At 43.6% G+C, this 25,782-nt stretch carries 22 protein-coding genes; 4 read left to right on the top strand and 18 right to left on the bottom strand.

Translation table 11 applies throughout. From position 1 onward, the window contains the following. Positions 1-4 precede the first annotated feature (4 nt). From M301_RS14245 to flgB, 18 genes are all read right to left on the bottom strand, one after another. Entirely contained in the window at positions 5-505 is a 501-nt protein-coding gene (locus M301_RS14245) for a hypothetical protein (protein ID WP_148218592.1), read from the bottom strand. A 3-nt stretch (positions 506-508) separates the two neighbouring features. Next, entirely contained in the window at positions 509-1,051 is a 543-nt protein-coding gene (locus tag M301_RS08765; protein ID WP_013148413.1) for a hypothetical protein, read from the bottom strand. Then, positions 1,048-2,376 (bottom strand): PilN domain-containing protein, encoded by a 1,329-nt coding sequence (locus M301_RS08760; RefSeq protein WP_013148412.1) that lies wholly within the window; start codon positions 2,374-2,376, stop codon positions 1,048-1,050. The genes M301_RS08765 and M301_RS08760 overlap by 4 nt, the downstream gene beginning before the upstream one ends. After that, positions 2,357-4,045, bottom strand: a complete 1,689-nt coding sequence (locus M301_RS08755; RefSeq protein ID WP_013148411.1) for a GspE/PulE family protein — start codon at positions 4,043-4,045, stop codon at positions 2,357-2,359. Before M301_RS08755 ends, M301_RS08760 begins: the two co-directional genes overlap by 20 nt. Then, on the bottom strand, positions 4,042-5,238 hold the full coding sequence (locus M301_RS08750; protein WP_013148410.1) for a type II secretion system F family protein: 1,197 nt from the start codon (positions 5,236-5,238) through the stop codon (positions 4,042-4,044). The genes M301_RS08755 and M301_RS08750 overlap by 4 nt, the downstream gene beginning before the upstream one ends. Positions 5,239-5,252: 14 nt before the next feature. Then, positions 5,253-5,678: a type II secretion system major pseudopilin GspG gene (gene gspG / locus M301_RS08745; RefSeq protein WP_013148409.1), complete on the bottom strand. Its 426-nt coding sequence runs from the start codon at positions 5,676-5,678 to the stop codon at positions 5,253-5,255. Positions 5,679-5,789: 111 nt separating this feature from the next. After that, positions 5,790-6,521: a heme-binding protein gene (locus tag M301_RS08740; RefSeq protein ID WP_013148408.1), complete on the bottom strand. Its 732-nt coding sequence runs from the start codon at positions 6,519-6,521 to the stop codon at positions 5,790-5,792. Positions 6,522-6,819: 298 nt separating this feature from the next. Next, a complete protein-coding gene (flgL, locus tag M301_RS08735) occupies positions 6,820-7,734 on the bottom strand; it encodes a flagellar hook-associated protein FlgL (RefSeq protein ID WP_013148407.1) in 915 nt (304 codons plus the stop codon). 19 nt (positions 7,735-7,753) lie between these two features. After that, on the bottom strand, positions 7,754-9,706 hold the full coding sequence (gene flgK / locus M301_RS08730; RefSeq protein ID WP_013148406.1) for a flagellar hook-associated protein FlgK: 1,953 nt from the start codon (positions 9,704-9,706) through the stop codon (positions 7,754-7,756). A 145-nt stretch (positions 9,707-9,851) separates the two neighbouring features. Then, positions 9,852-10,826: a flagellar assembly peptidoglycan hydrolase FlgJ gene (gene flgJ / locus M301_RS08725; protein WP_013148405.1), complete on the bottom strand. Its 975-nt coding sequence runs from the start codon at positions 10,824-10,826 to the stop codon at positions 9,852-9,854. Between the two features lies 1 nt (position 10,827). Continuing rightward, the gene (locus M301_RS08720; RefSeq protein WP_041359982.1) at positions 10,828-11,952 is read right to left on the bottom strand and encodes a flagellar basal body P-ring protein FlgI; all 1,125 of its coding nucleotides are present in this window, start codon (positions 11,950-11,952) and stop codon (positions 10,828-10,830) included. Between the two features lie 8 nt (positions 11,953-11,960). Next, positions 11,961-12,647, bottom strand: coding sequence for a flagellar basal body L-ring protein FlgH (locus M301_RS08715; RefSeq protein ID WP_013148403.1), 687 nt, complete (start codon positions 12,645-12,647; stop codon positions 11,961-11,963). A gap of 53 nt (positions 12,648-12,700) precedes the next feature. Beyond that, a complete protein-coding gene (gene flgG / locus M301_RS08710; RefSeq protein WP_013148402.1) occupies positions 12,701-13,483 on the bottom strand; it encodes a flagellar basal-body rod protein FlgG in 783 nt (260 codons plus the stop codon). A 98-nt stretch (positions 13,484-13,581) separates the two neighbouring features. After that, a complete protein-coding gene (gene flgF / locus M301_RS08705) occupies positions 13,582-14,322 on the bottom strand; it encodes a flagellar basal-body rod protein FlgF (RefSeq protein ID WP_013148401.1) in 741 nt (246 codons plus the stop codon). Between the two features lie 35 nt (positions 14,323-14,357). Next, on the bottom strand, positions 14,358-15,626 hold the full coding sequence (gene flgE / locus M301_RS08700) for a flagellar hook protein FlgE (protein WP_013148400.1): 1,269 nt from the start codon (positions 15,624-15,626) through the stop codon (positions 14,358-14,360). A gap of 48 nt (positions 15,627-15,674) precedes the next feature. Continuing rightward, a complete protein-coding gene (flgD, locus tag M301_RS08695) occupies positions 15,675-16,352 on the bottom strand; it encodes a flagellar hook assembly protein FlgD (protein ID WP_013148399.1) in 678 nt (225 codons plus the stop codon). Between the two features lie 95 nt (positions 16,353-16,447). Further along, on the bottom strand, positions 16,448-16,855 hold the full coding sequence (gene flgC, locus M301_RS08690) for a flagellar basal body rod protein FlgC (RefSeq protein ID WP_013148398.1): 408 nt from the start codon (positions 16,853-16,855) through the stop codon (positions 16,448-16,450). Between the two features lie 24 nt (positions 16,856-16,879). Beyond that, a complete protein-coding gene (gene flgB / locus M301_RS08685) occupies positions 16,880-17,302 on the bottom strand; it encodes a flagellar basal body rod protein FlgB (protein ID WP_013148397.1) in 423 nt (140 codons plus the stop codon). Positions 17,303-17,546: 244 nt separating this feature from the next. Here flgB and flgA point away from each other — a divergent pair, with 244 nt between their 5' ends. From flgA to M301_RS14240, 4 genes are all read left to right on the top strand, one after another. After that, a complete protein-coding gene (gene flgA / locus M301_RS08680) occupies positions 17,547-18,302 on the top strand; it encodes a flagellar basal body P-ring formation chaperone FlgA (RefSeq protein ID WP_013148396.1) in 756 nt (251 codons plus the stop codon). A gap of 170 nt (positions 18,303-18,472) precedes the next feature. Further along, positions 18,473-18,793 (top strand): flagellar biosynthesis anti-sigma factor FlgM, encoded by a 321-nt coding sequence (gene flgM, locus M301_RS08675; protein ID WP_013148395.1) that lies wholly within the window; start codon positions 18,473-18,475, stop codon positions 18,791-18,793. A gap of 35 nt (positions 18,794-18,828) precedes the next feature. Beyond that, positions 18,829-19,302 (top strand): flagella synthesis protein FlgN, encoded by a 474-nt coding sequence (locus M301_RS08670; protein WP_013148394.1) that lies wholly within the window; start codon positions 18,829-18,831, stop codon positions 19,300-19,302. A gap of 360 nt (positions 19,303-19,662) precedes the next feature. Beyond that, positions 19,663-25,776: a PAS domain S-box protein gene (locus M301_RS14240; RefSeq protein ID WP_049769963.1), complete on the top strand. Its 6,114-nt coding sequence runs from the start codon at positions 19,663-19,665 to the stop codon at positions 25,774-25,776. The last annotated feature ends 6 nt before the right edge of the window (positions 25,777-25,782 follow it).

Genomic DNA, 25,782 nt, shown 5'->3' with positions numbered 1-25,782 from the left:
TTCCCTAACTTCCTGTTTGTGCGCTTAACGTTTGCATTTGATTCAGGGGCAAATATAAAAACTGAATTTCCAGCGATCCAGCGTTTTCGTATATAGCTTGCACTTTATATAGCCCTAGCAACACATCACCCTGCTGGATAGGCATCACTTCACCTTGAACATTCAACATCACGCCGCTGCCAGTGCCAACAAGCATGCGACCTAGATACTTAAAAGGTAGCGGAGGTGCGACTGGTTTAGGCGCTGTAAATGCAGCATTACTTGCTTGGTGTAATGCTTTTATTGGCGTGGAGAATAGATTTTCACTGCTGTCAGGTAAGTCTCTGTTTTTTAATATGAGCTTAGTATTGTTACTTACAAGTTTTTTATCATCTGTTTGCACTGTGTTTAATACACGTGTGGGTTGTGATATTTCTATAGATTGTTCATGCTTACTGCTTTGCCATGTAAGCCATAGCGTTACAAGCAGGGCAGTCATCAACATTAGTTGCCGTTTCGTTAACATGAGTTATGTTCGCTTAAAAAAGAACGTTAACTGAATGCGCGCTTCTACTGCCTCATCTAGCGCACTTGTTCGATTTAGGTTGAGTGACTCAATCGCGACAAAAGGCATTTTTTTCAGCACAGTATTTAAAAAAAGATGAATTTCAGCATATGAAGCCAGTACGCTCAGCTCCACTTGATAGTGGCTCAACGGTTGCTGCAGATTGCTTTCTGTTTTGTAAGTGACTTCATTCAGCAGTAATTGCTGTTGTTTTGCAATGGCGACCAATTCATTCAGCTTGCTTGCTCGCGTTGTAAAACTAGGGAAAGTATCAATGTAGCGATTCACTTCCACATCTGGATCGGCTTTAGGCTGGATAGGGTGATGCTGCTCAGTAGAATATTGCTGCAAGCTGGCCAGCTTGTGAGTAAGTGGTAGATAGGTGAAAGAGTAAGCCAATGAAGTTATCAGTATGAAAAATAAACCAACTTTACTCAGCAAGCTTAAGGATTCGAGCATCCTGAATAATTGCCATTTTGCCTGTGTGATGATTGCTGCGGTTTTCATACGCGCCACCCCAAGTTAACTTCAAACACGTACAGTAGTTTTGCTTGGTCATCTGCTAAGTGTTGGCTGACTAATACTGCGTCGGTGAAACTGTTATTGGTACGCAGTGCGTCTAAAAAACTGGTGATGTCTGAAAACTCTGCGGTTTGACCTGTGAGTTTAATTTCTGCGCGATTTTTGTTAGGGCTTATGCTTAAAATGGCAATGTGAGGATTCGAAGCTTTTACAGTTTCTAGCGCTTTTAGCATTTGCATCCACGGTAAATCAAGCTGCTGCTGTGTTTGCTGCGCCAGCTTCAATTTATCCAGCATGGCTGGAGCGGCTGCCAAGTTGGGTTTTCTTGCGTCTTCAGACCGCGCTTTGTTTTCTGCTAAGCGGATTTGTTCACTAATTTTTTTACTGGTGCCTTGGTATTGCGTATAGAGAAAAGTCATTGCCAGCAAGGCAATAGCGAGTATTCCCCAAGTCCATGAGGTATTGTTTAGCTGTGTTTTTTCAGCAAAGTCTAAGTTTATTTTTGGCGATTTTTTATTAAATGGCAACTCAACCATCCATAGGGCGTGGGCTCGAGTTGAGTTGCTTCTAAGCATAGTCTTTTGTAGTTTGCTATTGGTATGTTCCCAAGCTTTGTGCAAGGCTGCGGAAACATAGCTATTCACTTTGCTTGGCTGTTCGTTCGTTGCGACATGCAATAAGTTACGATTAATCAGCTGTTCTGCATGCTGGTACTCAAGCCCTGTGGGTGGGGAGTCTATTAAAATCTGCTGCCACTCTGTGTTGTGCATGCGGCATAACAGAATGCGTTCTGGCTCTGCAACTAATACCCAGTCACGTGGCGGTTCTGCTGAGGTATTGAGCAATGGCATCAGCAATGGTTGAACGGAAGTGATGTTGAAATTAAGTGCCCTCGCGCTGGCTTCAAGTTGTACAAAAAGACTTTCATCCATCGCTGCGGCGATGATTGATTGCCCATAATTGCTAAAGCTCACGGATACCTTCCACGCATCAGCCGCTACGCCATATTGTTTGCGAAACTCATGCTGCACAATCGACTGCCAATCATTTCTGGCAAATACTTCGTTTTGCCAAGGCAATACTAGGTAACGAATCAATGTATTTGAAAGCAACACCCGCACTTGCTGGTGCTTGAGTAATGATTGATGAGCATTGAGTATTTCTGCTAGTTGCGCGGTATTAAGTGGTGCAACATTTGCCCATGTAAATTCACTGTCAGTGAGTAGCTGAGATTGTCCATCAGCATGCTTAAAAGCAATGCCATGATGGCTAATCGCTAACGTGCTTTGCTTAGACCATGGGAGCAACACGCAGCACCTCCTCTAACGTTGTCTCGCCTCGGTAAGCCATTTCTAAGGCGGCATGGTGCAAAAATCGCGTCCCCTTTTTAACAGCCAACTCCTTAATTTGTCTGATGGATGCTCGATTTGCAATCAGTTCTCTTAGCTCATCATCTAACAGTAAAATCTCGGCGACAGCACGGCGGCCTTTATATCCCGTGCCACGACACGCGCCGCAACCTTTGCCACGTTTTAGTGTGGCATTGGCTGGTATGCTTAAATGCTGTAATTTTGTTGGTAGTGCTGAGGTTTCTGGCTTGATGGGTTCTGCACAATGTTGGCAAACTGAGCGCAACAAGCGCTGCGCAACGACAATATTGAGTGCTGAAACAAAGCTATATGGATCTACCCCCATATTTAAAAAGCGGCCAATGACGTCAAAAGCGTTATTGGCATGCACGGTGGTAAATACTAAATGCCCAGTGAGTGCGGATTGCACGGCGATTTGTGCGGTTTCAGCATCGCGAATCTCACCTACCATGATGCGATCAGGGTCGTGCCGTAAAATAGAGCGCAAGCCGCGCGCAAAGGTCAGACCCTTTTTCTCATTGACGGGAATCTGCAAAACGCCTGCCAGTTGATATTCAACAGGGTCTTCAATGGTAACGATTTTGTCATCGCCATGGTTGATTTCACTAATGGCGGCGTATAGCGTGGTGGTTTTTCCGCTGCCAGTAGGGCCTGTGACCAATACCATGCCATAGGGCAGGGTGAATTGCTCGCGCATGGTTTGCATACTGGCGGCATCAAAACCTAGCACGTCAAGACTTAGTCCACTGGCTTGGTCAGCCAATGTTTGCTTATCTAATACACGAATGACGACATCTTCACCGTGAATACTGGGCATGACTGACACCCTGAAATCTACATCACGACCACGATACACGGAGCGAAAGCGACCATCTTGTGGTACGCGTTGCTCGGTAATATCTAGCTCAGAGATAACTTTGATGCGCGAGATGACTTGTTCAGCTAGTTTAGGGTCGCTGATTGCGCCGACTTGGCTTAATACACCATCTAGGCGATATTTAATCACTAAGCCAGTGGGGGCGGTTTCTAGGTGAATATCACTGGCCTCTGCTTTTAGGGCATCGTAAAGCGTGGAGCGTACTAATTTGATGACTGGGCTGACGTCACCCTCAATCATATTGAGGGACAACTCCTCGGTGGCATCGGCCTCATTTTTTGTATGTGCAACATGACCAATCGCTGTTTGTACCGTGCGGGTATCTTCTTCTTGTTTTGCAAGGTAAGCCGCAATATCTGCATGGTGTGCTAAGTACGTTATAAATGCACCGCCAACCCGTTCTGCAGCCCATGTTTGCAGGCGCTGGTTGTAAATATCAGCAAAGACGAAAATGTTAGAGTTATTGTCGTGCAAAGAGGGGTCATGGAGTAACACACATTCATTCTGTAAAGATTCTGAGAATGAAATACGGTCAAACGCTGGCTGCAGCGTTAGCATTTGCGTAAGTGTGAGGTAGGGGTAAGCAAGCGTATTGGCCAATTGTTGCGTGAATGCTTCTGGAGATAATTGGCTGTTTTCTTGCAGTACTTCAATGGCACGTTGCCCGCTAACTTTTGCAGTTTTGGCGGCTTGCAGCAGCATTTCGTTTAAGTTATGCATATCTTGAATCATTGGATACCGCTCGCAAGCTCAAAAATTGGCATATACATCATCAACACAATGCCGCCAATTAAGATGCCAATAAGTGCCATTAATGTTGGTTCAAATATCTTGGTAAATCGGTCTACCCAACGAATCATTTCTTCTTCATGAAAACTTGCTGCGCGCTCCATCATTTTATCTAAAGTGCCTGTTTTTTCGCCGACATTGAATAAACGCATGGCCACAGGTGTGGTGAGTTCAGCTTCTGATAGTGCTTGAGAAAACTGTTGGCCTTCGGTAATGAGTTTTTTGGCTTTTTGTAGATTGTTTTTTAAGCCTGCACCAAGCAAGCTTTCTACCATGGCTAAGCCATTCATCACGGGAATACCGCTTTTGAGCAGCATAGAGAACGTGCGATAAAATCGTGCCAGGTGATATACCCGCACCTTGTTGCCTAAAAATGGAATCTTCCACAAGGCGTCGTAAAGCTTGGCACGTATTTCTGGGCGAGAAATCATGATGATCAATGCGGCAATCATTGCGACTAATAACCCTAAAATAATATAACCATAGTGTTGTGAAAAATCGCCAACCTTCAGCAAAAATTTGGTACTTGTAGAAATGTTTGTCACTTGTGTTGCGTAAATCTTACTGAATTTTGGTATGACAAATACGACTAGAAATGCCAATACAAGTAAGCCGAAACTCGTGACGATGGCTGGGTAAACAGAGGCGCTGACAATACGTTTTTTAAGTAAATCGACATTTTCTAAATACTGGCTATAACGCAGCAAGGCTTCGGGCAAATCACTAGTGGTCTCGGCAGCGCTAATGGTGGCGATAAATAGGGTGGGGAATGCGTTAGTATTAAGCGACATGGCTTGCGATAAGGTTTTACCTTCTTGAACAGCCATGAGTAGTTGTTGCAATATAAGCTTAATAGCTGAGTTAGTTTCTTTATCGATGAGCGTATGCAGCACATCCATGACAGATAAGCCAGCTTCGAACAGTACGCGAAATTCTTGGCAAAACAACATCAGCGGAAACGGAATGTTTTTTTGATTGAGTGTTTGCAGAATAATTGCCGATGCAGATGACTTAACCTGTAAGACAATTAAGCCTTGTTGTTCGGCCTTAATTCGAGCATCTTCAATAGAGCTAGCATCAAGCTCGAACTGGTAGGGGGCATGACCTTCACGAAGAACGCGTAACTGATATTGCATGATGATGACTCAGCTTAATCGCTAATATCTGCATTTTCATTAGTGCCGCCAGCTCGACCATCCGCTCCGTAAGAGAATAAGTCAAACTCAGATTTTTCACCTGGAATGCGGTAAATGTAAGGGTGATCCCATGGATCATTTGGAATGGCTTTTTGCAAATAAGGACCTTGCCATTTGCTATTACCTTGTGGCGCAGTCATTAATGCCTCTAAGCCAGCTTGTTGATCTGGATAACTCCCAGTATCTAGGCGGTAGACATCAAGCGCTTTTCTTAGTGAAAAAATCTGTGCTTTAGCTGTTTTTACTTCAGATTTGCTTAATTGGCCAAAATAGCGAGGCCCAACATAGCTGACCAATAAGCCAATAATCACCATGACGACTAAAAGCTCAAGCAGCGTGAAGCCTTTGTTAACGTGAAACCACTGGCGATTATTTCGCATAAGAAAGCCTTTTAACAGCAAACTGATATTTATTATACTTGATTGTTTTATTGTTGTTTTTTACAAATAAAAACCCCATTAGACTGGGGTTTTTATCTTTTTACATTTTAGTTAAGGTGCTGAAGCTACGAAGCCTGATTGGTCGCCAATTGCACCACCTATACAAGTTGGATGGTCGCCAAGCGCCGCAAAAGTCCCAGTTAATTTTAACTTCTCAACTTGTGTTACTGATGCTGCTGGTTCCATGGCTAGGATTTGACGCATTTTCCATACAAAAGCGTGATCGGTACATGATGTATCGCCAGACACACCAATACCACCAATTTTCACACCATTTTTGTAAAGTGGTAAACCGCCACCAAATACGTTAACACCACCTACGCGAGTGCCAACTAGTGGATCATTCGCTTTACCAAAACTTGTTGCTGGGCCTTTGTATGCAGCTTCAGCATCTACAGGGTTACTTTCTTGTAAGCCATATAAACTGCCGCCTGGTTGCACCGCAGCATACAAAGCACCGCTTGAGATAGCTAGGCCATTTAAGCTGAATGCATTACCTGTATTCGCTTTTTGAGCGGAAATGACACGACTACCCAACCATTGTGAATTGCCAGCTAGTTCGCCTTTAACGCCAGTATTGACTACAGCACAAACTTTACCGGTTTCATCTACAAACGTTGCCCACATGTTTAAGCTTAAGCCGCCAGTATTGCCTAATGCACGTGCGAAATTTGCTGCTTGTTGTAAGGTAGTATATGAAATATCTGCACAGCCAGCGTTGGCGTTTGCTGTAAACACGCTTGCTAGCACTGCAAATGTTAAACCTGCGATTTTCTTGGTCATTTAATTCTCTCCTTGAGAAATTAAGCTATTTAATAGAATGAGATATTGAATATGATGGAATATTTAATTGAAAAATATTGCGAAATCAATAGTAGTCCAAAAAAATTGAATGAAATATCCCCTAAATAGGGGTATCCAGATGAGATATTCGTGAAGGTGTTTAAATAGAAACGGGCAAACTCAGTGAGTTTGCCTAAAAGCGAGTTTAAGTGAATGGTCGTTTAGATGAACGTACGCTTGGGTAAGACGGTAAGGCTTAGTAAATTAAAAACGCTAAGCCTTAATATTGCTAGCTTGTTTAGAGTAACTTAAATAACGATAAGCTAGTAATTTGCACAAATGACTTTTGCGCAGCTTCCATGATGGTTTGTTGTTTTGCAAGGTCAGACAGTGCGCTGGCATAGTCAGTATCTTGTAAGTCTGAGAGAGACTTGCTGTATTGCAATGCGCGATCAGAACCTGCGGTGTCTAGATTGTCAATTTCATTGAGTTTTGCACCTATGTCAGCACGTACATTCAAGACGTTATCGACCGAGCCTTTCAAGCTGCCAATCGCTGTTGACAATCCAGCGTTATATGCAGCTTGTGAAGCGGCATTGGTAATTGGCGTATTAAGCAGCGTGACTAGATTGCTTAATGTGGCAAATACATCGTTACCGCCCGCTTGAAATACATTGTCGCCTGTTGCGTTGATTGCCATTTGTCGTTGCGTATCAACTTGTAGTAACTGCTGATTGCTATCGCCTGCGTAATTAGCGCCGCTAGCAGTTGCGACAAAGGGCACCGTGCTAGTCTTATAACCAGCATACAGGTAATTTCCAGAGGCATCTTGTGTATTGGCAAGTCCAATCAATGCATCAAGAGAGCCTTTTAGCTCAGATGCCATAAATCCTCTTTCGGTGTCTGATAGCGTTGCGTTGCCAGCGCCAACCAGTGTAGATTGTGTCGAAACGAGTAAGCTGGTGATGCTAGTTAAGTTTGATTCTAGCGTATTTAACTTGAGTTGCGCTGTCTGGCGTGTATCTGCAAATTTCGCGTTACCACTTTGTGCCGCTGAAATTTCTAGTGCGCGCGCAGCACCTACGGGATCATCCGATGGCGAGGAGATACGACGACCAGTTGAAATCTGCTCTTGTAATTTGGCCTGATCAGATTGTATGTTGCTTATTCTAGAAATACCGGCTTGGTAGATAGTGTTGGTACTAATACGCATGATTTGTCCTTAATCTTACCTATTTGCCTAATTGTAATAAAGTATCAAAGAGCTGAGATGCAATTTGCATCATTTTGCCAGCCGCTTGATAAGCCTGTTGATAGCGAAGTAGGTTGGTTGCTTCTTCATCTAAATTCACACCTGATTCTGATTGCATGGCAGCAGTAGCTTGTTCTAAGACTTTAGCCTCAGATGTGGAGGTGATATTCAACTCACGTGTTTTATTACCCACGCCATTGACCAGCTCAGCAAATGCGCTTGAATAGGTGGTGGTGCTGTTATTGATAGTACCTTGCTTTTGCAGGTCGGCAAGCAATAGACCATTACGATTATCACCAGGGCCACTCGCAGAGAGTGTGAATTTATCTCCATTTGCAGGCGTGCCAGTAATAGCGAAGCTTAATCCGCCTACAGAAATAGTCGCACCACTAGTATAAGTAATTGGCGAACCAGCAGGATAAACAGTGGATACACCTGATACAGTGACAGTCACGGGTTGTGTTGAAGGTGCCATAGATAAAGTGCCTGGCATGCCGCTTGCGTAGGTAACCCCTAATGTGCCCGTTAAATTGCTTCCTGTTGGCGGTATGCTAATACTAGCTGTGCCAGTATTGGTTGAGTTTGCAACTGAGCTTAGCATGGCGCTACCAATAGCCAATTTTTTTGCATCAGTGATTGCCAAGCTAATAGATGTGGCTACGTTTCTTGTAGGACGAATGACATATTCATCATTTGCGGCCATGCCAGCAGGTACACTAAAGCTCAGTCCATCTAACGATGTTGCTGGAGGTGTAGGTAAGCTTGCAGGCGTAGGGGCTGCAGGGTCATTGTACAAGACTACATTATCTGAAAGACGAGATATTTTGTAGTTTGTACCATCAAACTGTAAGCGGTAGTCGCTGGCGGTTATGGCTCGAGCATCTATAATCTGACTAGTCACAATCGCTGAACCTTGATTGTTTCCGCTAGCGCTTACTGTTGGAGTTGGGATGTTAAATAAATTGCCACCAAGGTTACCGTTCAAGTCTATACCTTGTTGGTGTTGCTTATTGAAGGTATCGCCAAGTACCAGCGCAACTTGACCTATTTGATTTTGCACAGAGTCTAGTGATTCTGCTCTGAACTGCAGCAAGCCTCCGATTACGCCACCAGGTAAGCTACTTGTACCTAGAACGGTAGATTTTCCTGATGATTGATATGACACTTCCAGCCTTGTTGGGTCTGTTGGTGAGCTTGCCGTTGTAAGTGACATTACGCTCTTGCCAATCACCAATGGTAAGCCGTTACCAACATAAATATTGTAACTACCTTGACCTTGCGGTACTACTGTAGTTTTTACTTGCTTACTCAACTCCGTAACTAGTTGATCACGTTGATCCATTAAGTCATTGGGTGGATTGCCGTCACTGCTTATGGCTGTTTCAATGGAGTTGTTGAGTGATGCAATTTGTTTTGCATAGGTATTCACTAAGTTTACGCTACCTGTGAGCTGAGTATTCACATCGCTTCTAACTTCGTTTAAACTGCTATTGGTACTTTGTAAGCGGTTGACCAAAGATTGTGCGTAAGACAGCATAGACTGTCTAGTCGGAATGTCGCTTGGATTAGCCGCCAAATCACTTACACTATTAAAAAAATCCGAAATAGCTGGGTTAAGTCCAGCAGAAGCATCGGACAACATATTGTTAATATTGCTAAGTTGGCTGGCATACACTTGGCTACTGGAGCTAGCTGCTTGGCTATTAACAACTTGTTTGGATAATATTTCATTAAAGGCGCGGGTGATGCTCGCGACCTCTGTACCTTGTCCAATATAGCCGCTTCCCGAGCTTTGCGCTTGTGCTGCTGCTTGAATGACGACTTGCCTTGAGTACCCTGGTGTGGAGGCATTAGCAATGTTGTGCCCAGTTGTGCTGAGACCAACCTGAGCTGCTGCAAGTGCGCTTTTTCCTATACTTAGTATGTCAGCCATGATATTTACTCTTTAGAAAACTTGTGTACAACTATGATGACGGTCAGAAAATAGAAAACTTTAGACCACTCATCTTAATTTAATCAATTTTGGCCTTAATGCTTACCTCACGTATTGTGACATTGCAGTTTGTACGTTGTAATTGTTAAGGGATCACTTTCTGTATCACGCTCGCCAGTTTGCTTGCGTAATTAGGGTCAGTCGCGTATCCAGCATTCTGCATCGCTTGCGCATAGCCATTCACGCTATCCAAGTTTGCCATCACTTTGTTGTAGCGTGGATTGTTATTCATCATATTGGCAAAGTCTTTGAAGGAATCTGCGTAGCTGTCATAAGCGCGGAACTTCTCTATGCGTTTTTGTTTTACGCCGTGGATATATTCAGTCGTGGTGGCTTCTACCACTTTGCCATCCCAATTGCCTGAAGCTTTGATGCCGAACAGGTTGTTACTTGGCGTACCATCGGCACCTTTTAATTCGCGTTTGCCCCAACCGCTTTCAAGCGCGGCTTGACCCAACATCAGGTGGGCAGGGACGCCAGTAGTGCGACTGGCTTCTTCTGCATGTTTGGACATACGATTCTTGAACTCAGTAGCGCCATCACCGAGTGATTTAGTATCAACTTTGTTATTGATCAATGATGTTTCTGTCGGTGAGTTTTTATAATCACTCAGTGCTTTAGAGTCTGGTTGATTATTGACAGGTTTGTTACCGCTTGGTGATAAAGGGTTACTGATCATTGCATTAGATTTTGCGTCAGAGGCGGACGCTGATGGTGTATCAGTTACTGCTTGTTCCATGGTGTTATTGATGGGGTTGCTACCTTGACTAAGTTGCCTAACAAGTACATCTGAAAGACCTAACCCTTTTGAGGCTAGGTTGCTACTTAGTTGCTGATCCAGCATAGAAGTGAATGTACGGCTTTGCTCGTTATCAAAAGGATTATCTTGCGGTGAGGCTTCACGCATGCTTTTCAACATCATGTTCATGAAAATTGCCTCAAACTGCTTGGCAACGCCTTTAATAGCTTCTGGTGAGTTTTCTTTCGCAGCATTCTTTAAGCCATTTAAGCTATTGGCATCAAACGCTACTTTTCCAGATAAATCCGCGCCGCTAATCATCTTAAATGACCTCTAAGTCCGCGTGCAATGAGCCTGCGGCCTTCATGGCTTGCAAGATGGCAAGCAGGTCTTGTGGTGTCGCACCAATCGCATTAAGCGCTTTCACTACATCTGATAGATTAGCTCCGCTGTTCAATTTTAAAACCTTGCCAGGTTCTTTGTTGATTTCAATTTGTGAGCGCGCTGTTGATATGGTTTGTCCACTTGACAGTGCACCAGGTTGGCTAATCACAGGGTCTGTGTTAATCACTACAGATAAATTACCGTGCGATACAGCACAGCTTTCCAGTGTGACAGCTTGATTCATCACCACAGAGCCAGTACGTGCATTCATAATGATTTTTGCGTTAGTAGGGGCAGGTGCAACGTTGATTTTTTCTAAATCAGCAAGAAAGCTTACACGGCTACTATTGGCTGGTGCTTGCACGCGAATAACGCGACCATCTTGTGCAAGCGCAGTGTTTTGACCAAAGCGTTTGTTAATAGCATCTGCGACTAAAGATGCAGTTGAAAAATCTGACTCTTTAAGCTCTAAGTTAACGTTATCCGTTAGGTTGATTGTATTTGGAATTGAGCGTTCTACTGTTGCACCATCGGAAATTCTACCTACACTAAGATGATTGATTTGTGTTTGACTGCCATTGGCTGAAGCACCTACGCCGCCTACCACTAAGTTACCTTGTGCCATGGCATAAATCTGACCGTCAGCACCTTTAAGCGGTGTCATCAACAGCGTACCGCCGCGCAGACTTTTTGCACTACCCATAGATGAAACAGTGACGTCTAAAGTTTGACCCGGTTGTGCGAAGGCTGGCAAGCTACCTGTAATAATCACGGAAGCCACGTTTTTCATTTGTATGCTAGTGCCAGCAGGTAAATTCACACCCATTTGTTGCATCATGCTAATCATACTTTGCACAGTGTAGGGCGTTTGATCACCTGTGCCGTCTAGACCAACGACAAGGCCATAGCCGATTAGCTGGTTGTTCCTCACGCCTTGAATCGTGGCTAAATCTTTTAATCTTTCGGCATGTGCAGGCTGAATAAACAGCAAGCTGATGGAAAGCAGCGCACAACAAATATCGCGCCAAACATGAGAAGTATTTTTTGAGTGCTGATGTGTCATCATATTCATTAAAGCGCGCCCATGCTTAAGAAAAAGCGTGCTACAAGCGCGGCAATGCTTGCGGCATCTACTTTGGTATTGGTTCTATATTCAATACGCGCATCCGCCACTTTGTTGGACGGTACAAAGTTGCCGACAGTGATGCTGTCTGGACTTACCACGCCAGAGAAACGCACAAACTCTGTGCCTCTATCGAATGAGATCTGTTTTTCACCGCTCACTGATAAATTGCCGTTTGGCAATACATCAATCACCGTAACGGTAATCGAGCCATTGAATACATTGCTGGATTTAGCATCCTCTTTTTCTTTGACTGAGTTAGATGAGCTGCCTGAAAAACTTGCCGCAGGTACGTTATGACCAAATAAGCTAGTAATTGAATTGGCCGCTTTACCGTCTTTACTGCCATTGCTTTCAAAGTTTTTGGTCGTGTTGGTATTTTCAATAATGTTGATAGTCACAGTATCTCCCACATAGCGTGGGCGACGGTCTTCAAATAAAGGGTGATAGGCAGCTACATTGAAAATAGCACCGTTGTTAGATTTAACTGGTGTAACAGCGGTAGGCTTTGCTGTCATAGGTTGTTTTACAACAGTTTCTGGCGTAAAAGCGCAAGCATTGAATAGTAAGCATGACGCTAACACAATGCCTTTTAAGGTTAGATTACACACTTTAAGATAATGAGTATTCAACATATTTAATTCTTTTTTGCTTAAGTTAGATTCAATTAATTTTCATTGAGTCAACATTACATCTGTGTCAGTTTTTGTAACATTTGATCAGATGTAGTAATGGCTTTACTATTAATTTCATAGGCACGTTGGGTTTGAATCATATTGACTAACTCTTCTACTACATTCACGTTAGATGTTTCAACGTAACCTTGAGTCAACAAGCCCGCGCCATTCGTACCGGGATTATTCACCGTAGGGTTGCCTGATGCGGTTGTTTCTACGAAAAGGTTTTCACCTTTTCCTTGTAAGCCGGCAGTGTTAATAAATGTTGCCAGTTGCAAAGTACCAATCTGAGTGGTGGCAGTTGAACCTGTAGTCGTGATTGAAACCGTACCATCGCGACCCACAGTAAAGCTCTCTGCATTAGCTGGAACAGTAATCGCTGGTTGAACAGGAAAGCCACTAGACGTCACTAATTGACCTTGGCTATCTGTCTGAAAAGAGCCATCGCGCGTGTATGCTGTTGTGCCATCAGGCATCAATACTTGAAAGAAACCTGCACCTTGAATGGCCACATCTTTGTTGTTGCTGGTTTGTTGTAAATTACCTTGGCTAAAAATGCGTTCTGTCGCCACAGGTCTTACACCTGTACCTAGTTGTAAACCCGATGGCAATTGTGTTTGTTGTGAGGTTTGTGCGCCAGGCTGGCGAATGTTTTGATAGAGCAAGTCTTCAAATACTGCGCGTGAACGCTTGAAACCATTGGTGCTGACGTTTGCCAAGTTGTTGGCGATTACGTCCATTTGCGTTTGTTGGGCATCAAGGCCAGTTTTTGAAATCCATAGTGAGCGTATCATTTTATTTCCCTTCAAAAATCAGCCGATGTTTGTCATTTACTACATCAATGCCGATTGATATATCAGAATGCTATGAAACAATCTTAACCCAACTAGACTTAACCCAAACTTAGGAGTTGAGAGGCTTTATTAGCGTTATTCTCAGCGCTTTGCATAAGCTTCATTTGAGTTTCAAACTGTCTGGCTAAACTAATCATAGAAACCATCGCATCAATCACATTGACGTTACTGCTTTCCAGCGCGCCGCCAACAACATGCACGTTTGCATCGACCTCTGCTGGGTTACCATTGCTGGTCACAAACAAGCCATCTTCAGCACGTACTAAATCTGCTTCTGGCGGATTGACCAGTTTTAAGCGGCCTAATACATTGGACGCACCCGGCTTAGCACCATTTGCAACGGTTGATACCGTTCCGTCTTTACCAACGGAAACTGCGACATCAGGTGGAATGCTAATCGGGCCGCCATCGCCTAACACTGTTAAGCCCGTGGCGGTTTGTAAAATACCGTTCTCACTGACTTTCAAAGAACCGTTGCGCGTATAGCCCTCAGAGCCATCGGCACGCTGAATAGATAACCAACCCTTGCCTTGAATCGCCACATCCAAATCGCGATTAGTTGATTGAATTGCGCCAGGGTTAAAGTCTGCACCTACGGTAGAGTCCACTACGAATGCACGGGTTGCTAAACCCTCACTGATAACAGGTACTGCTCTGAACGAATCAACTTGTGCCTTAAAGCCCGTAGACGTGACATTGGCTAAGTTATGGGCAGTGGTCGCCTGTTGTTCAAGTATGTGTTTTGCGCCTGTCATTGCGGTGTAAATCATGCGATCCATAGCGGCTCTCCTAATTCTTTAAGTAGGTCTATTTACTAACGTAGGTTAACTAGAGTTTGTAAAACCTGATCTTGCGTTTTAATAGTTTGTGCATTGGCTTGGTAGTAACGTTGTGCGGTAATCATATTCACTAACTCAGCTGTCAAGTCGGTATTGGAATCTTCAACGGCTGAAGATTGCAGTACGCCTAGTGTGCCTGTATTCGGAACGCCAGTGAGTGGTGTGCCAGAGGTTGAGCTCTCGCTCCAAGCATTGCCACCTAATGATTGCAAACCATTAGGGTTAGCAAAACTTGATAATACAACTTGTCCTAGTGCTCTTGACTGGCCGTTGCTGTAGCGTCCAGTGATGATGCCATCGGCACCTGTATTAAAGCCCGCAAGGCGTCCAGAAGTATAGCCATCTTGCGTTAGACTATTAATGCTGTAGTTAGAACCAAACTGTGTACTAGCCGAGTAATCTATAGTAAGAGTCACTGGCGCTGCACCAGTTGGAATCGTTGGCGTTGTAGCAGGGGGTATTGGCGGATTCAATGGTGCAAATGTGACTGCAGTTGGGGTGGCTGGAGTAGGGCCAAGACCTGTGCCAGTCGCCGGGAATGTTAAGGTCGTCGTTGGTGTTGGTAAGGTGGTGGTGGAAATACCATCTGCTGTTGTAAATACCTTCCAAACATTTGGTGCTGGGTCTTTAACAAAGTAAGTTTGCAGTGTATGAGAGTTACCTAAACTATCAAACACTGTCACCGCGGTAGAGTCTGTATAAGTGGTTGGATCTGTAGGAGAGAATGGCGTGACAGCAGGGGTTGCTTTGCGCGAATCTAAATTCACTAACCCAACTATTTTGGCGGTTGCTTTCGGCTGTAAATCTGCGGTGTTAATTTTCAGGTCTACAGGTGCACCTTTTTGTATAGCGCCAGTTGTGTCGGCAGCATAGCCAGTGAGATGTTTACTCGCAGAATCTACAATATAGCCATCTTTATCCATTTTAAATTGGCCATTTCTTGAGTAAGTGACAGCACCATTATTTGTCATTCGGAAAAATCCGCCTCCGTTGATAGCAATATCCAAAGAGTTATTAGTACTAGTCACGTTTCCCTGTGTGAATTGTTGCGCAACGGTAGATAGATTAGTACCAATACCAATTTGTGTACCACCACCACCTGTGAGTGAGTTGGCAAATACATCCGCAAACTCCGCGCGTGATTGTTTAAAACCTACGGTGTTAGCATTGGCGACGTTATTGCCAATTACTTCTAACTGTTTTGATGCTGCATTTAAGCCGCTTAAACCTTGCTGAAAACTCATGGTGTTCTCCTGTTATGTGTATTTAATAGTTGCTATATGGCGTGTAAATTAGAAAATTTCTTTTACGTCGGTAGTACTTACGCTAGCTAAATTGCTTAAATTCAATTTAACACCGCTTGTGCCAGTAGAAACACTCATCACTTCGGCATAATTCAGGGCATCAGCTGTAACGCTCTGGCCTGCAGTGGTGGCGGTAACTTCGAATTTATAACTGCCAGTTTTTGCTACTGAACCGTCATCTGCAAAGCCATCCCATTTAAATTGCAAGGTGCCAGCATCTTGCGCACCTAGATTCAATGTTCTGATAGTTGAACCTGCAGAGTCTTTAATTAGCACGCTAAGCTTATCTGCACCTGTTGGTATATCTATGCCAAAGTAGCCGCCAGTGCCACTGGTGGTCACCGACGTACCAGGGACCAAAACGTTATGGCCTATCATGTTGGCGGCTTGATAAGATTGCCCAGACTGCATGCTGCTCATCAGCGATTCCACCGTGCTATTTAGCTTGTTGATGCCTGTCACAGTAGAGAGTTGCGCCATTTGGCTAGTTACTTGAGCGTTATCCATTGGGTTTAATGGGTCTTGATTCTTCATCTGTGTGATGAGTAAAGTCATAAATCTATCTTGAGCTGTGTCTACGCTACTTTTAGCGGAGCTACTAGTACCATTTACGCTATCTAGTAATGCTTGGGAAGGAGTGTTGGTAGTACTTTGTACGGAGGCCATAATATTTACCTTTGTATGTAAAATTTAAATGATTTAACTTGCTGTGCTTTATTGATTAGGTCGGTCTATTCTTGTACTAATTATTGCTGTGCTCTTTATTGTTGTCCAATCGTCAGTGTTTTAAGTAGCATGGTTTTAGCGGCATTCATGGTTTCGACGTTGTTTTGGTAAGCACGTGAGGCAGAAATCATATTCACCATTTCTTCTGTCACATTGACGTTTGGCATAGTGACGTAACCTTTATCGTTCGCCAGCGGATGCTTGGGGTCGTATACCACTTTGGCGGGTGAGTTATCTTCAATCACCTTTAGCACCTTCACGCCACTTGCGTCTGGAGAGCCAGTAGGCGTTGCACTAAATACCACTTGTTTGGCCTTATATGGCGTTCCGTTGGCGCTAGTGGCGCTATCGGCATTGGCAAGATTACTGGCAACCGTGTTTAAGCGCTGTGCTTGCGCACTCATGGCTGAACCCGAAATATTGAATACGTTAAATAGAGACATTTTTTTATCCTATCCCAATAAAAATTAAGAACTTTGCAACGCTGCCAGCATTTGCTTTAACTGGGCGTTAATGAGCGTTAAGCTAGCTTCGTAGCGAATGCCATTGTCGGCAAATTGGTTGCGTTCTACGTCCATATCAACCGTGTTGCCATCTACGCTGCCTTGAATAATTGGGCGAAATAAAGGTTCGCCCGGCGCAGCGCTAGTGTTACTGTTGCTTGCACGAGAGCCATCTAGATGTAGTGGCGAAGTTTTTGCTGTTTGAAAAGCATCTTTATTAATGCCAGCAACCGCGCTTTGCATAGCGGCCTTAAAGTCGATGTCACGCGCTTTAAAGTTTGGGGTGTCAGCATTAGCAATATTCGCTGCAATCAGCTCTTGGCGCTGGCCGCGCACTCTTAATGCGTTTTGATGAAAGCTTAAAGCTTCGTCTAATCTATTCAGCATGATGAATTCCTTTTATAACGGCACAAACTTTTTTTAAATATTCTTAAAGAAAAGCCATTGATTGCCGATAACTTAGTTGCAAACCAATTTTTGCAAACAATTTGTATTACGTGCAAGTCTAGAATTAAAAGAGTGACTTTGATTGTTAAAGTAAAAGGGTAAAACTTGCCCTTTTCTTAATTTTGCTATGCGGCTAACGTCGTAGAATACATATTGAGTTTTTACCATTGCCATGGGATTCGATATGTTCAAGCGCCATCAATTTAATGTACTTACCGGTTTACTAGCCTTTAGTTTAATCGGTGGTTTTATTAGCTCCGCAAGTAGCTTTGCTGAGTCTGCAACGCCTGTTACTGCCGTTGCGCCACCAATGATAAAGCAGAATTTGGCATCAATAAAAACAAAAATTACAGAATTTCTAGAAACACAGACCATTGGCTACCCTGGCAAAGTGAGCGTACATGCCGGTGCCATAGACCCTAATTTAAAGCTGGCACAATGTCCTGATATGCAGGTTTTTATGCCAACAGGCAGTAGGGCGTGGGGCAAAACCAGTGTAGGCGTGCGTTGCAATGCCCCAAATGTTTGGACTATTTATGTGCAAGCAACTGTTAATGTAATCGCACAGTATTTGGTAGCTGCATCACCATTGGCGCAAGGTCAAACGGTGACTGAGCAAGATATGATGTTTGAAAGTGGTGATTTAACACAGTTGCCAGCAGGTGTATTTACTGAGCAATCACAAGCGATTGGTCGTACCGTGAATATCTCTATGAATGCAGGTGCTGTGCTTAGACAAGAGCTACTGAAAGTTGCCCCTGTAGTGCAGCTAGGGCAAACCGTCATGGTGACGTCTAAGGGTAATGGATTTAGCGTTTCCGCCGAAGGTCTATCAATGGCAAAGGCTAACGAGGGACAAGTTGTGCAAGTTAAAGTCGCCAGTGGTCAAATAGTGACAGGCATTGCAAGGAATGGTGGTCAAGTAGAGGTTGGATTTTGATGTGAAGTTTAAAGCTAACTTCATATTTAAAAACGTTAATTTATAGAGAATGAATAAAAAGCTTACAAAGTATTAAAGTTCGCTTAAACTATGCCGATACAAGCAATATGAATGCGTTAGTTGTAGTTGAAAGTAGCGCAAGGTAATTTAAGCGAAAAGGATAAATAGCCATGAAAATTAATGACTCTATTAAGAATACAGCTGGCCTCAGTGTTGATAAACCAGGTGCTGGAAAACTAGGCTCAGCTAATAGTAAGAACGCACAAGCTTCACAAGTTGATGCCAAATCTGCTGAAAGTGTCACGCTATCGCCATTGTCAGCACAATTGAAATCACTTGAAGAAAAAGTCTCTGCTAGCAGTGTCTTTGATACTGAAAAAGTTGAAGCGATTAAATCGGCGATTGCTAACGGTCAATTTAAAGTGGATTCAGAAAAAGTCGCTGATGGATTGATTAGCTCTGTGAAAGATTTATTATCTACACAGAAATAGCGACAAAATAATGTACTAAATATAACGAGGACAACATGAACAAGCCAGCTTCTAATTTGATGATTACTTTCGAGCAAGATGCGAAATTAGTGAACAACCTGCTAGAAGTGTTAACACGAGAGCAGTCAAGCTTAGTGTTGTCTGATATAGACGCTATAGAAGCTGTAATGGAAGAGAAATCTGTACTACTGCAAAGCATTAGTCTCACAGCAAATAGTCGTTATGCCGCACTAGCTGCAGGTGGTTTTGCACCGAATGAATCTGGTATGACTACTTGGCTTAAAAGCCAAACCAAGCCTACGTTAACTGAGTCATGGGAACGTTTTCAGAAGTCAATCAGCCAAGCCAAAGAAATGAATCGACTCAATGGCGTTCTCATCAATAAACACTTCAATCGCAATCAACAACTGCTCAATCAACTGCAAGGCAGCTCAGATAATAGCGGCGTCTACGGCAAAAATGGCCAAGCAAAATCACAGTCCGGCTCTCGCTCATCTTTAATTGCTTAATGATTTTTTCTTGTTATAATTATGGCACTCTAATGGACTTGAAGTAGTCGCTGTAGTTAGCAAGTTTAGAATTACATATCTTGTTGACTTGCATTAGAAAAGTAACCTAATAGCGTTTGTCCATTCAAAAAAATATAATAAGTAAAAGGGGCGTACCTGATGGCTTTGGTACCACGAAATGGTCGTTAGTAAATTCTTATTACTTTTTGAATGTAAGTTGTATGTCTCGGTTACAGCGACTTGGCGAAGAACTATATTGCCAGCAATAGCACTTTTAAAACTCTCTTTTTACCCCACCAATTTTCAGCATATTAATTTAAATAGAGCTCCATACTTTTCATGTGGTCGCGATTCCCTAATATGAATGTCGGTCGCAAATTAATGCTCATTGTAGTGGCTAGTGTTTTGCTAGTCATTATTCCCGCTGCAGCTGGCATCTATCTTTACTTAAAGCAAAATTTGCTTGCAACCGAAGCTGCCACGCTTACCAATGAAACTCAAACCATTGTTGCTAGTAACACTCAAACTCTGCTCGGTTATGAGTTCAGTCTAAAAGCATTATCAAACACACTTGAAAAGACCTTGGCCGAGCCGCCTAAGGTGGGCGAGGCTGCAGCCTTTGACCAATTAGTACAACGCTACCCAGACCGCGCCTGGCGTAATCGGCGTGAAGGTTTTGATGGGCGCACTGAAGCAGGAGTATTTTTACCCCCGGATGCAGTGCTAGATGCAGAGCAAAAAAGTCTGCATTTACGCAGCAAACATTTGCTTGATATTTACGGCACATCAATTACCAATGCTTACGGCAATATATGGCTGCTAACAAAAGATAAAACTGAAGTCATTTACGATCATCTGTATCCAGAATTCGCCGCTTTAATGAAAGCAGATACGGATTACACCTCGACTGCGTGGTTTACACTAGGGGACCCTGCAACAAACCCTAAGCGTGAAGTGCGTTGGACGCCACCTCTGCTTGACCCAGTATCTAGCAGTTGGATTATCAGCGCTGTTTTACCGTTAGATATTAATGGCCGTTGGATAGGCACAATAGGGCGCGATATTAGCATTACTAAAGCGCTTCCTTCCCTCATGCAAAAAAGTCAGCGCTACTCTGGCGAGCAGCATTTGTTGATGGATGCGCAAGGTAATTACATTGATGCTGGCCCGTGGCAAAAACAGCTGGTAGCGCATCCAGATACGTTTAAATTAGATTTAGCTCAAGAACCTGAGTTGGCTGAACTTTTAAGGCATAAAGCACTAGCTTTGAGCACACATTTGTATGATAAGCATGTGAAAATTGATGGCCGCGAATATCTGGTCATTGATGCGCACATGCCTTACTTAGATTGGCGTTATATTCGCTTAGTACCTGTGAATGAAATTTTAGCGCCTATGCGTCAATTATTTTATTCATTAATCGGCATAGTGCTTGCTATTGGCTTGCTGATAGGCTTTTTGATCGATTTGGCGGTTCAGCGCAACATTATTAAACGCCTACAAACTTTAGCAGATGCCGTGCGCAGATACGGTTTGGGTGATATGAAAGCCCGTGCAAATTTGCTGGGGAGTGATGAACTAGCTAAAACCTCGCAAGAGTTCGATACCATGGCTAAGTGTATTGAAAGCAACGAGCGTGAGCTGAATCTCGTCATGAACAATATCCCGGTCATGGCTTCCCGAGTAGACAAAAATCTACGTTACGTTTTTGTCAGTCATCAATACACGACCATTTTTGCGAAATCTATGCAGGAGATCGTTGGGCATACCATGCAAGAAATCCTTGGTGAGGATTTATTTGCGCAGGAAGAGCCTTATGCTAGAGGTGCAATAGCTGGCGAAGCCGTTAATTTTGAGATTAAATCCGAGATTTTAGGTTACGGCGAGATGTATGGTCTCGTACATTTTATTCCCAACTTGGATGAAAATAATCAACTTGATGGATTTTTTATTAGTGTTGTTGACATTACAGAGCTTAAGAAGATTCAACAAGATTTGATGGAGCGTGACGCTCGCTGGAAATTCGCAATTGAAGGGTTTGGCGATTACTTGTGGGATTCAGATGAAGTCTCACGAACGATTACTTATTCAAAGGCATGGATTGACATCGTAGGCTATGCTGAAGATGAGCTTGATCATAAGCTCAATGAATGGGAGTCACGCATTCATCCGGATGATAAGGTTGCTGTATTTGCCAACTTGCAAAGCTGCCTTGATGGAGATACGCCAACGTATGATTGCGAGTATAGGATACTCTGTAAAAATAATAGTTATAAGTGGATACATGATCGTGGCATCGTATTAGATAGAAGTGTTAATGGCAAACCATTACGTATGGTTGGCACTGCAAGCGATATTAGTTTGCGTAAACAGCTAGAGGTTGAGCTGAAGGCAAAAGATGATCGCTGGAAGTTTGCGATTGAAGGTTCTGGCGATGGTGTTTGGGATTGGGATATTCAATCCAACACGATAGAACATAGTGCCCGCTGGAAAGAAATACTGGGTTATTCGCCATCCGATACACTTCCAACGGGCGAAGACTGGGAAAACCGATTCCACCCTGATGATAAAGCGCGCGTGGCAGAAGCGATGCGCTTATATCTGGAGGGTAAAACTTCCGTATACAGAGTTGAGTGCCGAATAAAGTGTAAAGACGGAAGCTACAAGTGGATACTAGGTCGCGGCATGGTCGTGAGCCGGGATGAAGATGGTAAGCCATTACGCATGATTGGGACTAGTATCGACGTTAGTAAGCGTAAACAAGCGGAAATTGAATTGAGTATAGCTGCGACAGCCTTTGAGTCTCAGCAAAGTATCATTATCGCAGATGCTAAACGGAAGATTGTGCGGGTAAATAGTGAATTTACCAAAACTACTGGATACACTGCCGAAGAGGTTGTTGGTCAGTCTATCGATATTCTTAAATCCGATAAGCATGACACAGCTTTTTATAAGACCATGTGGACGACAATTAGTCATGTCGGCACATGGAGCGGCGAAGTTTGGAATAAGCGTAAAAACGGTGACATCTATCCAGGCCAGCTAACGCTAACTGCAGTAAAAGATGAGCATGATAACGTTAGCTACTACGTGGGTACGGTGCTAGACATCACCGAGCGTAAGAAAACTGAGGAAGCATTAATTGAAAGCGAATACCGCTCAAAATTTGCCATTGAGGGTTCCGGCGATGGTGTGTGGGATGTCAATGTTCAGACTGAGGAAGCGACTTACTCTAAGCGCTGGGCAGAAATGCTGGGCTATGAAGCCAGCGAGATTTTGCCAACGCGTGATGAGTGGAGAGCGCTCATTCATCCTGAAGATAAGCCACGAGTTTTAGCGGCGGGTACTGCTTATCTTGAAGGTAAAACAGAAATTTACGTGGTTGAGTATCGTATCCGATGTAAAGATGGGGAGTACAAATGGATGCTGAGTCGCGGCATACTCGTGAGTCGCGATGAACACGGTAATCCTTTGCGTATGATTGGTACGCAAATCGACATTACAGAGCGAAAACTTGCTGAAGAAAAGCTAAAACGGATGCAGCTTGAACTGTTGGAGTCTCACGAGCGCTACGTCGATTTGTATGAATTTGCGCCTATTGGATATTTATCTGTCACGAAGCATGGCATGATTACTGAGGTCAACTGGAAAGTGACCGCCATGTTAGGCTTGCAACGTAAAGATATTAATCAACATCGATTTGATGAATTTGTCGTAGACGATGATAAAAGTTTTTGGCGTCGTCAGTTCACCATGATTAAAGAAATGCAGGGTGGCGAAGAGTTAACTTTGTCGCTCAAGCTTGCTAGTGCTAATGGCTCTATCTTCAACGCAAACCTTCATTGCTTACGTATGGATGATGATGACGATCAGCCTATATTGCGCGTGACACTTGAAGATGTGACTCAGCTAAAGCAAGCTGAACAAGTGATGCAGCTACGCGAAAGTTACCAGCGCTCATTGCTGGACAACTTCCCATTCATGGTTTGGTTAAAAGACAAAAAGCATCGTTATCTGGCGGTTAATCAGGCTTTCGCTAAGGCAAGCGGTTATGACTCGGAAAGTTTATTGCCAGGCTTAACGGATCTAGAAGTATGGCCAAAAGAAGTGGCGAAAAAATATCGCTCGGATGATATTGCAGTACTGAAAAATGGTGTGCCGAGAGCCTCAGAAGAGATTGTTGAGATAAATGGTCGGAAAAATTGGTATGAAATCTATAAGTCACCAGTCACCATTGATGGTGAAGTAGTCGGTACTGTTGGTTTTGCGCGTGATATTAATGATCGTAAACATGCTGAAATGTTTGAGCAATTTCGCAGCCAAATATTAGAGCTATTGATTGCTGATTTAACACTGCAAAATATTTTGGAAGCGATAGTGCTTGGTGTAGAGCAGTTTAACCCTGAAATGTTGTGTAGCATTTTATTGCTTGATGCCGAAGGTAAGCATCTGGGCAACACGGCAGCACCTAGTTTACCTACATTCTATAATGCGGCGATTGATGGTAGTGAAATTGGAGTGGGTGTTGGGTCTTGTGGAGCAGCGGCGTTTACTGGAGAGCTTGTCATCGTTGAGGATATAGCAACACATCCTTATTGGGAGGGCTATCGAGATCTAGCGCTCAACTCTGGTTTGGCAGCTTGTTGGTCGCAGCCTATTTTGGCTCCCAGTGGCAAAGTGCTAGGTACATTTGCAATCTATCATCGTAGCCCTAATACGCCAACGCAAAGAGATATTACGCTAATTGAACAATCTGCTAATTTGGCGAGTATTGCCATTGAACGCAAGCAGGCTGAAGATGATTTGCGTATCGCATCAATTGCTTTTGAGTCGCAAGAAGGCATGATGGTGACTGATGCAAAAAATATCATTTTGAAAGTCAATCAGGCGTTTTGTGATATTACGGGATACACCAGTGAAGAGGCTGTAGGGCATACACCGCGGTTGCTAAGCTCTAGCCAACACAGCGAAGGCTTTTATGACGCCATGTGGGAGTGCGTGCATGCCACGGGTCATTGGGCAGGAGAAGTCTATAACCGACGTAAGAATGGTGAAGTTTTCCCACAACATTTGACCGTGACTGTAGTTAAAGATGCCAACGGTATTGTGACCAACCACGTGGCCACATTAACTGACATCACCATGAATAAAGCTGCCGCTGAAGAAATTAAGCATCTGGCTTTTTATGACTCTTTGACAGGCTTGCCTAATAGACGGCTTATGGTGGATAGGCTAAATCAGGCTTTGGTATTTAATGCACGTACTGGTCGAGATGGTGCAGTTTTATTCCTAGACTTGGATCACTTCAAAACATTGAATGACTCATTAGGCCATGATGTTGGTGACTTGTTGCTGCAACAAGTTGCAGAGCGCTTGGTCAGTTGCGTGCGAGAAGGCGATACCGTCGCTCGTTTAGGTGGCGATGAGTATGTCGTTTTGCTGGAAAGCTTGAGTGAAGACGCGCCTGAAGCTGCGACTCAGGTTGAGGTTATCGGTGAAAAAATTCTAGCTTCGTTGAATCAAGCCTATCAACTTGGTCAACATGAATATCACTGCACACCTAGTATAGGCGTGGCATTGTTCAGTAATCATAATCAGTCACAAGAAGAGCTACTGAAACATGCGGATATTGCCATGTATCAGGCGAAAAAAGCTGGTCGCAATACCATTCGGTTTTTTGACCCCAAAATGCAAGAGGTGATTAATACCCGTGTAGACCTAGAACGTGAGTTGCGTAAAGCCATAGACAAGCAGCAGCTACATTTGTATTACCAAATTCAGGTAGATGTTGCTGGTCGACCCATGGGAGCGGAAGGGCTCATTCGCTGGCTGCATCCTGAGCATGGCTTAGTTTCGCCTTTCCATTTTATTCCGCTCGCTGAAGAAACCGGTTTGATATTACCAATAGGGCAGTGGGTGCTAGAAACGGCATGTCATCAGCTTAAATTGTGGGAAAAAGACGAGATGACGAGTGCGCTTACTTTATCTATTAACGTGAGTGCTAAGCAGTTCCGACAAGCTGATTTCGTTAATCAGGTGCAAGAAGCTGTTCAGCGCTATGATGTTAACCCCATGCTACTTAAGTTGGAGCTTACAGAGAGCATGTTGCTAGACAATATTGAAGATACTGTGACCACCATGAATAGATTGAAAGAGGTAGGTATTCGCTTCTCCTTAGATGACTTTGGTACTGGCTACTCTTCATTGCAATACCTTAAACGCTTACCTTTGTATCAACTGAAAATTGATCAGTCATTTGTACGTGATATTGCTGTGGATAGTAGTGATCAGGCAATTGTAAGGACGATAGTTGCTATGGCGCATACGCTTAATTTAAACGTCATTGCCGAAGGTGTAGAAACTGAAGAGCAACAAGGCTTACTGCTTAATAATGGATGTACGCATTACCAAGGCTATTTCTTTGGAAGACCTGTGCCTATCGAGCAGTTTGAAGTACTGCTTAAATCTCATTAGTTAGTA

Origin of the sequence: Methylotenera versatilis 301, assembly GCF_000093025.1 — a bacterium.
GTDB lineage: Bacteria > Pseudomonadota > Gammaproteobacteria > Burkholderiales > Methylophilaceae > Methylotenera > Methylotenera versatilis.
The sequence above is the reverse complement of the archived record's forward strand: the minus strand, read 5'-3'. Positions and strand labels throughout refer to the sequence as shown.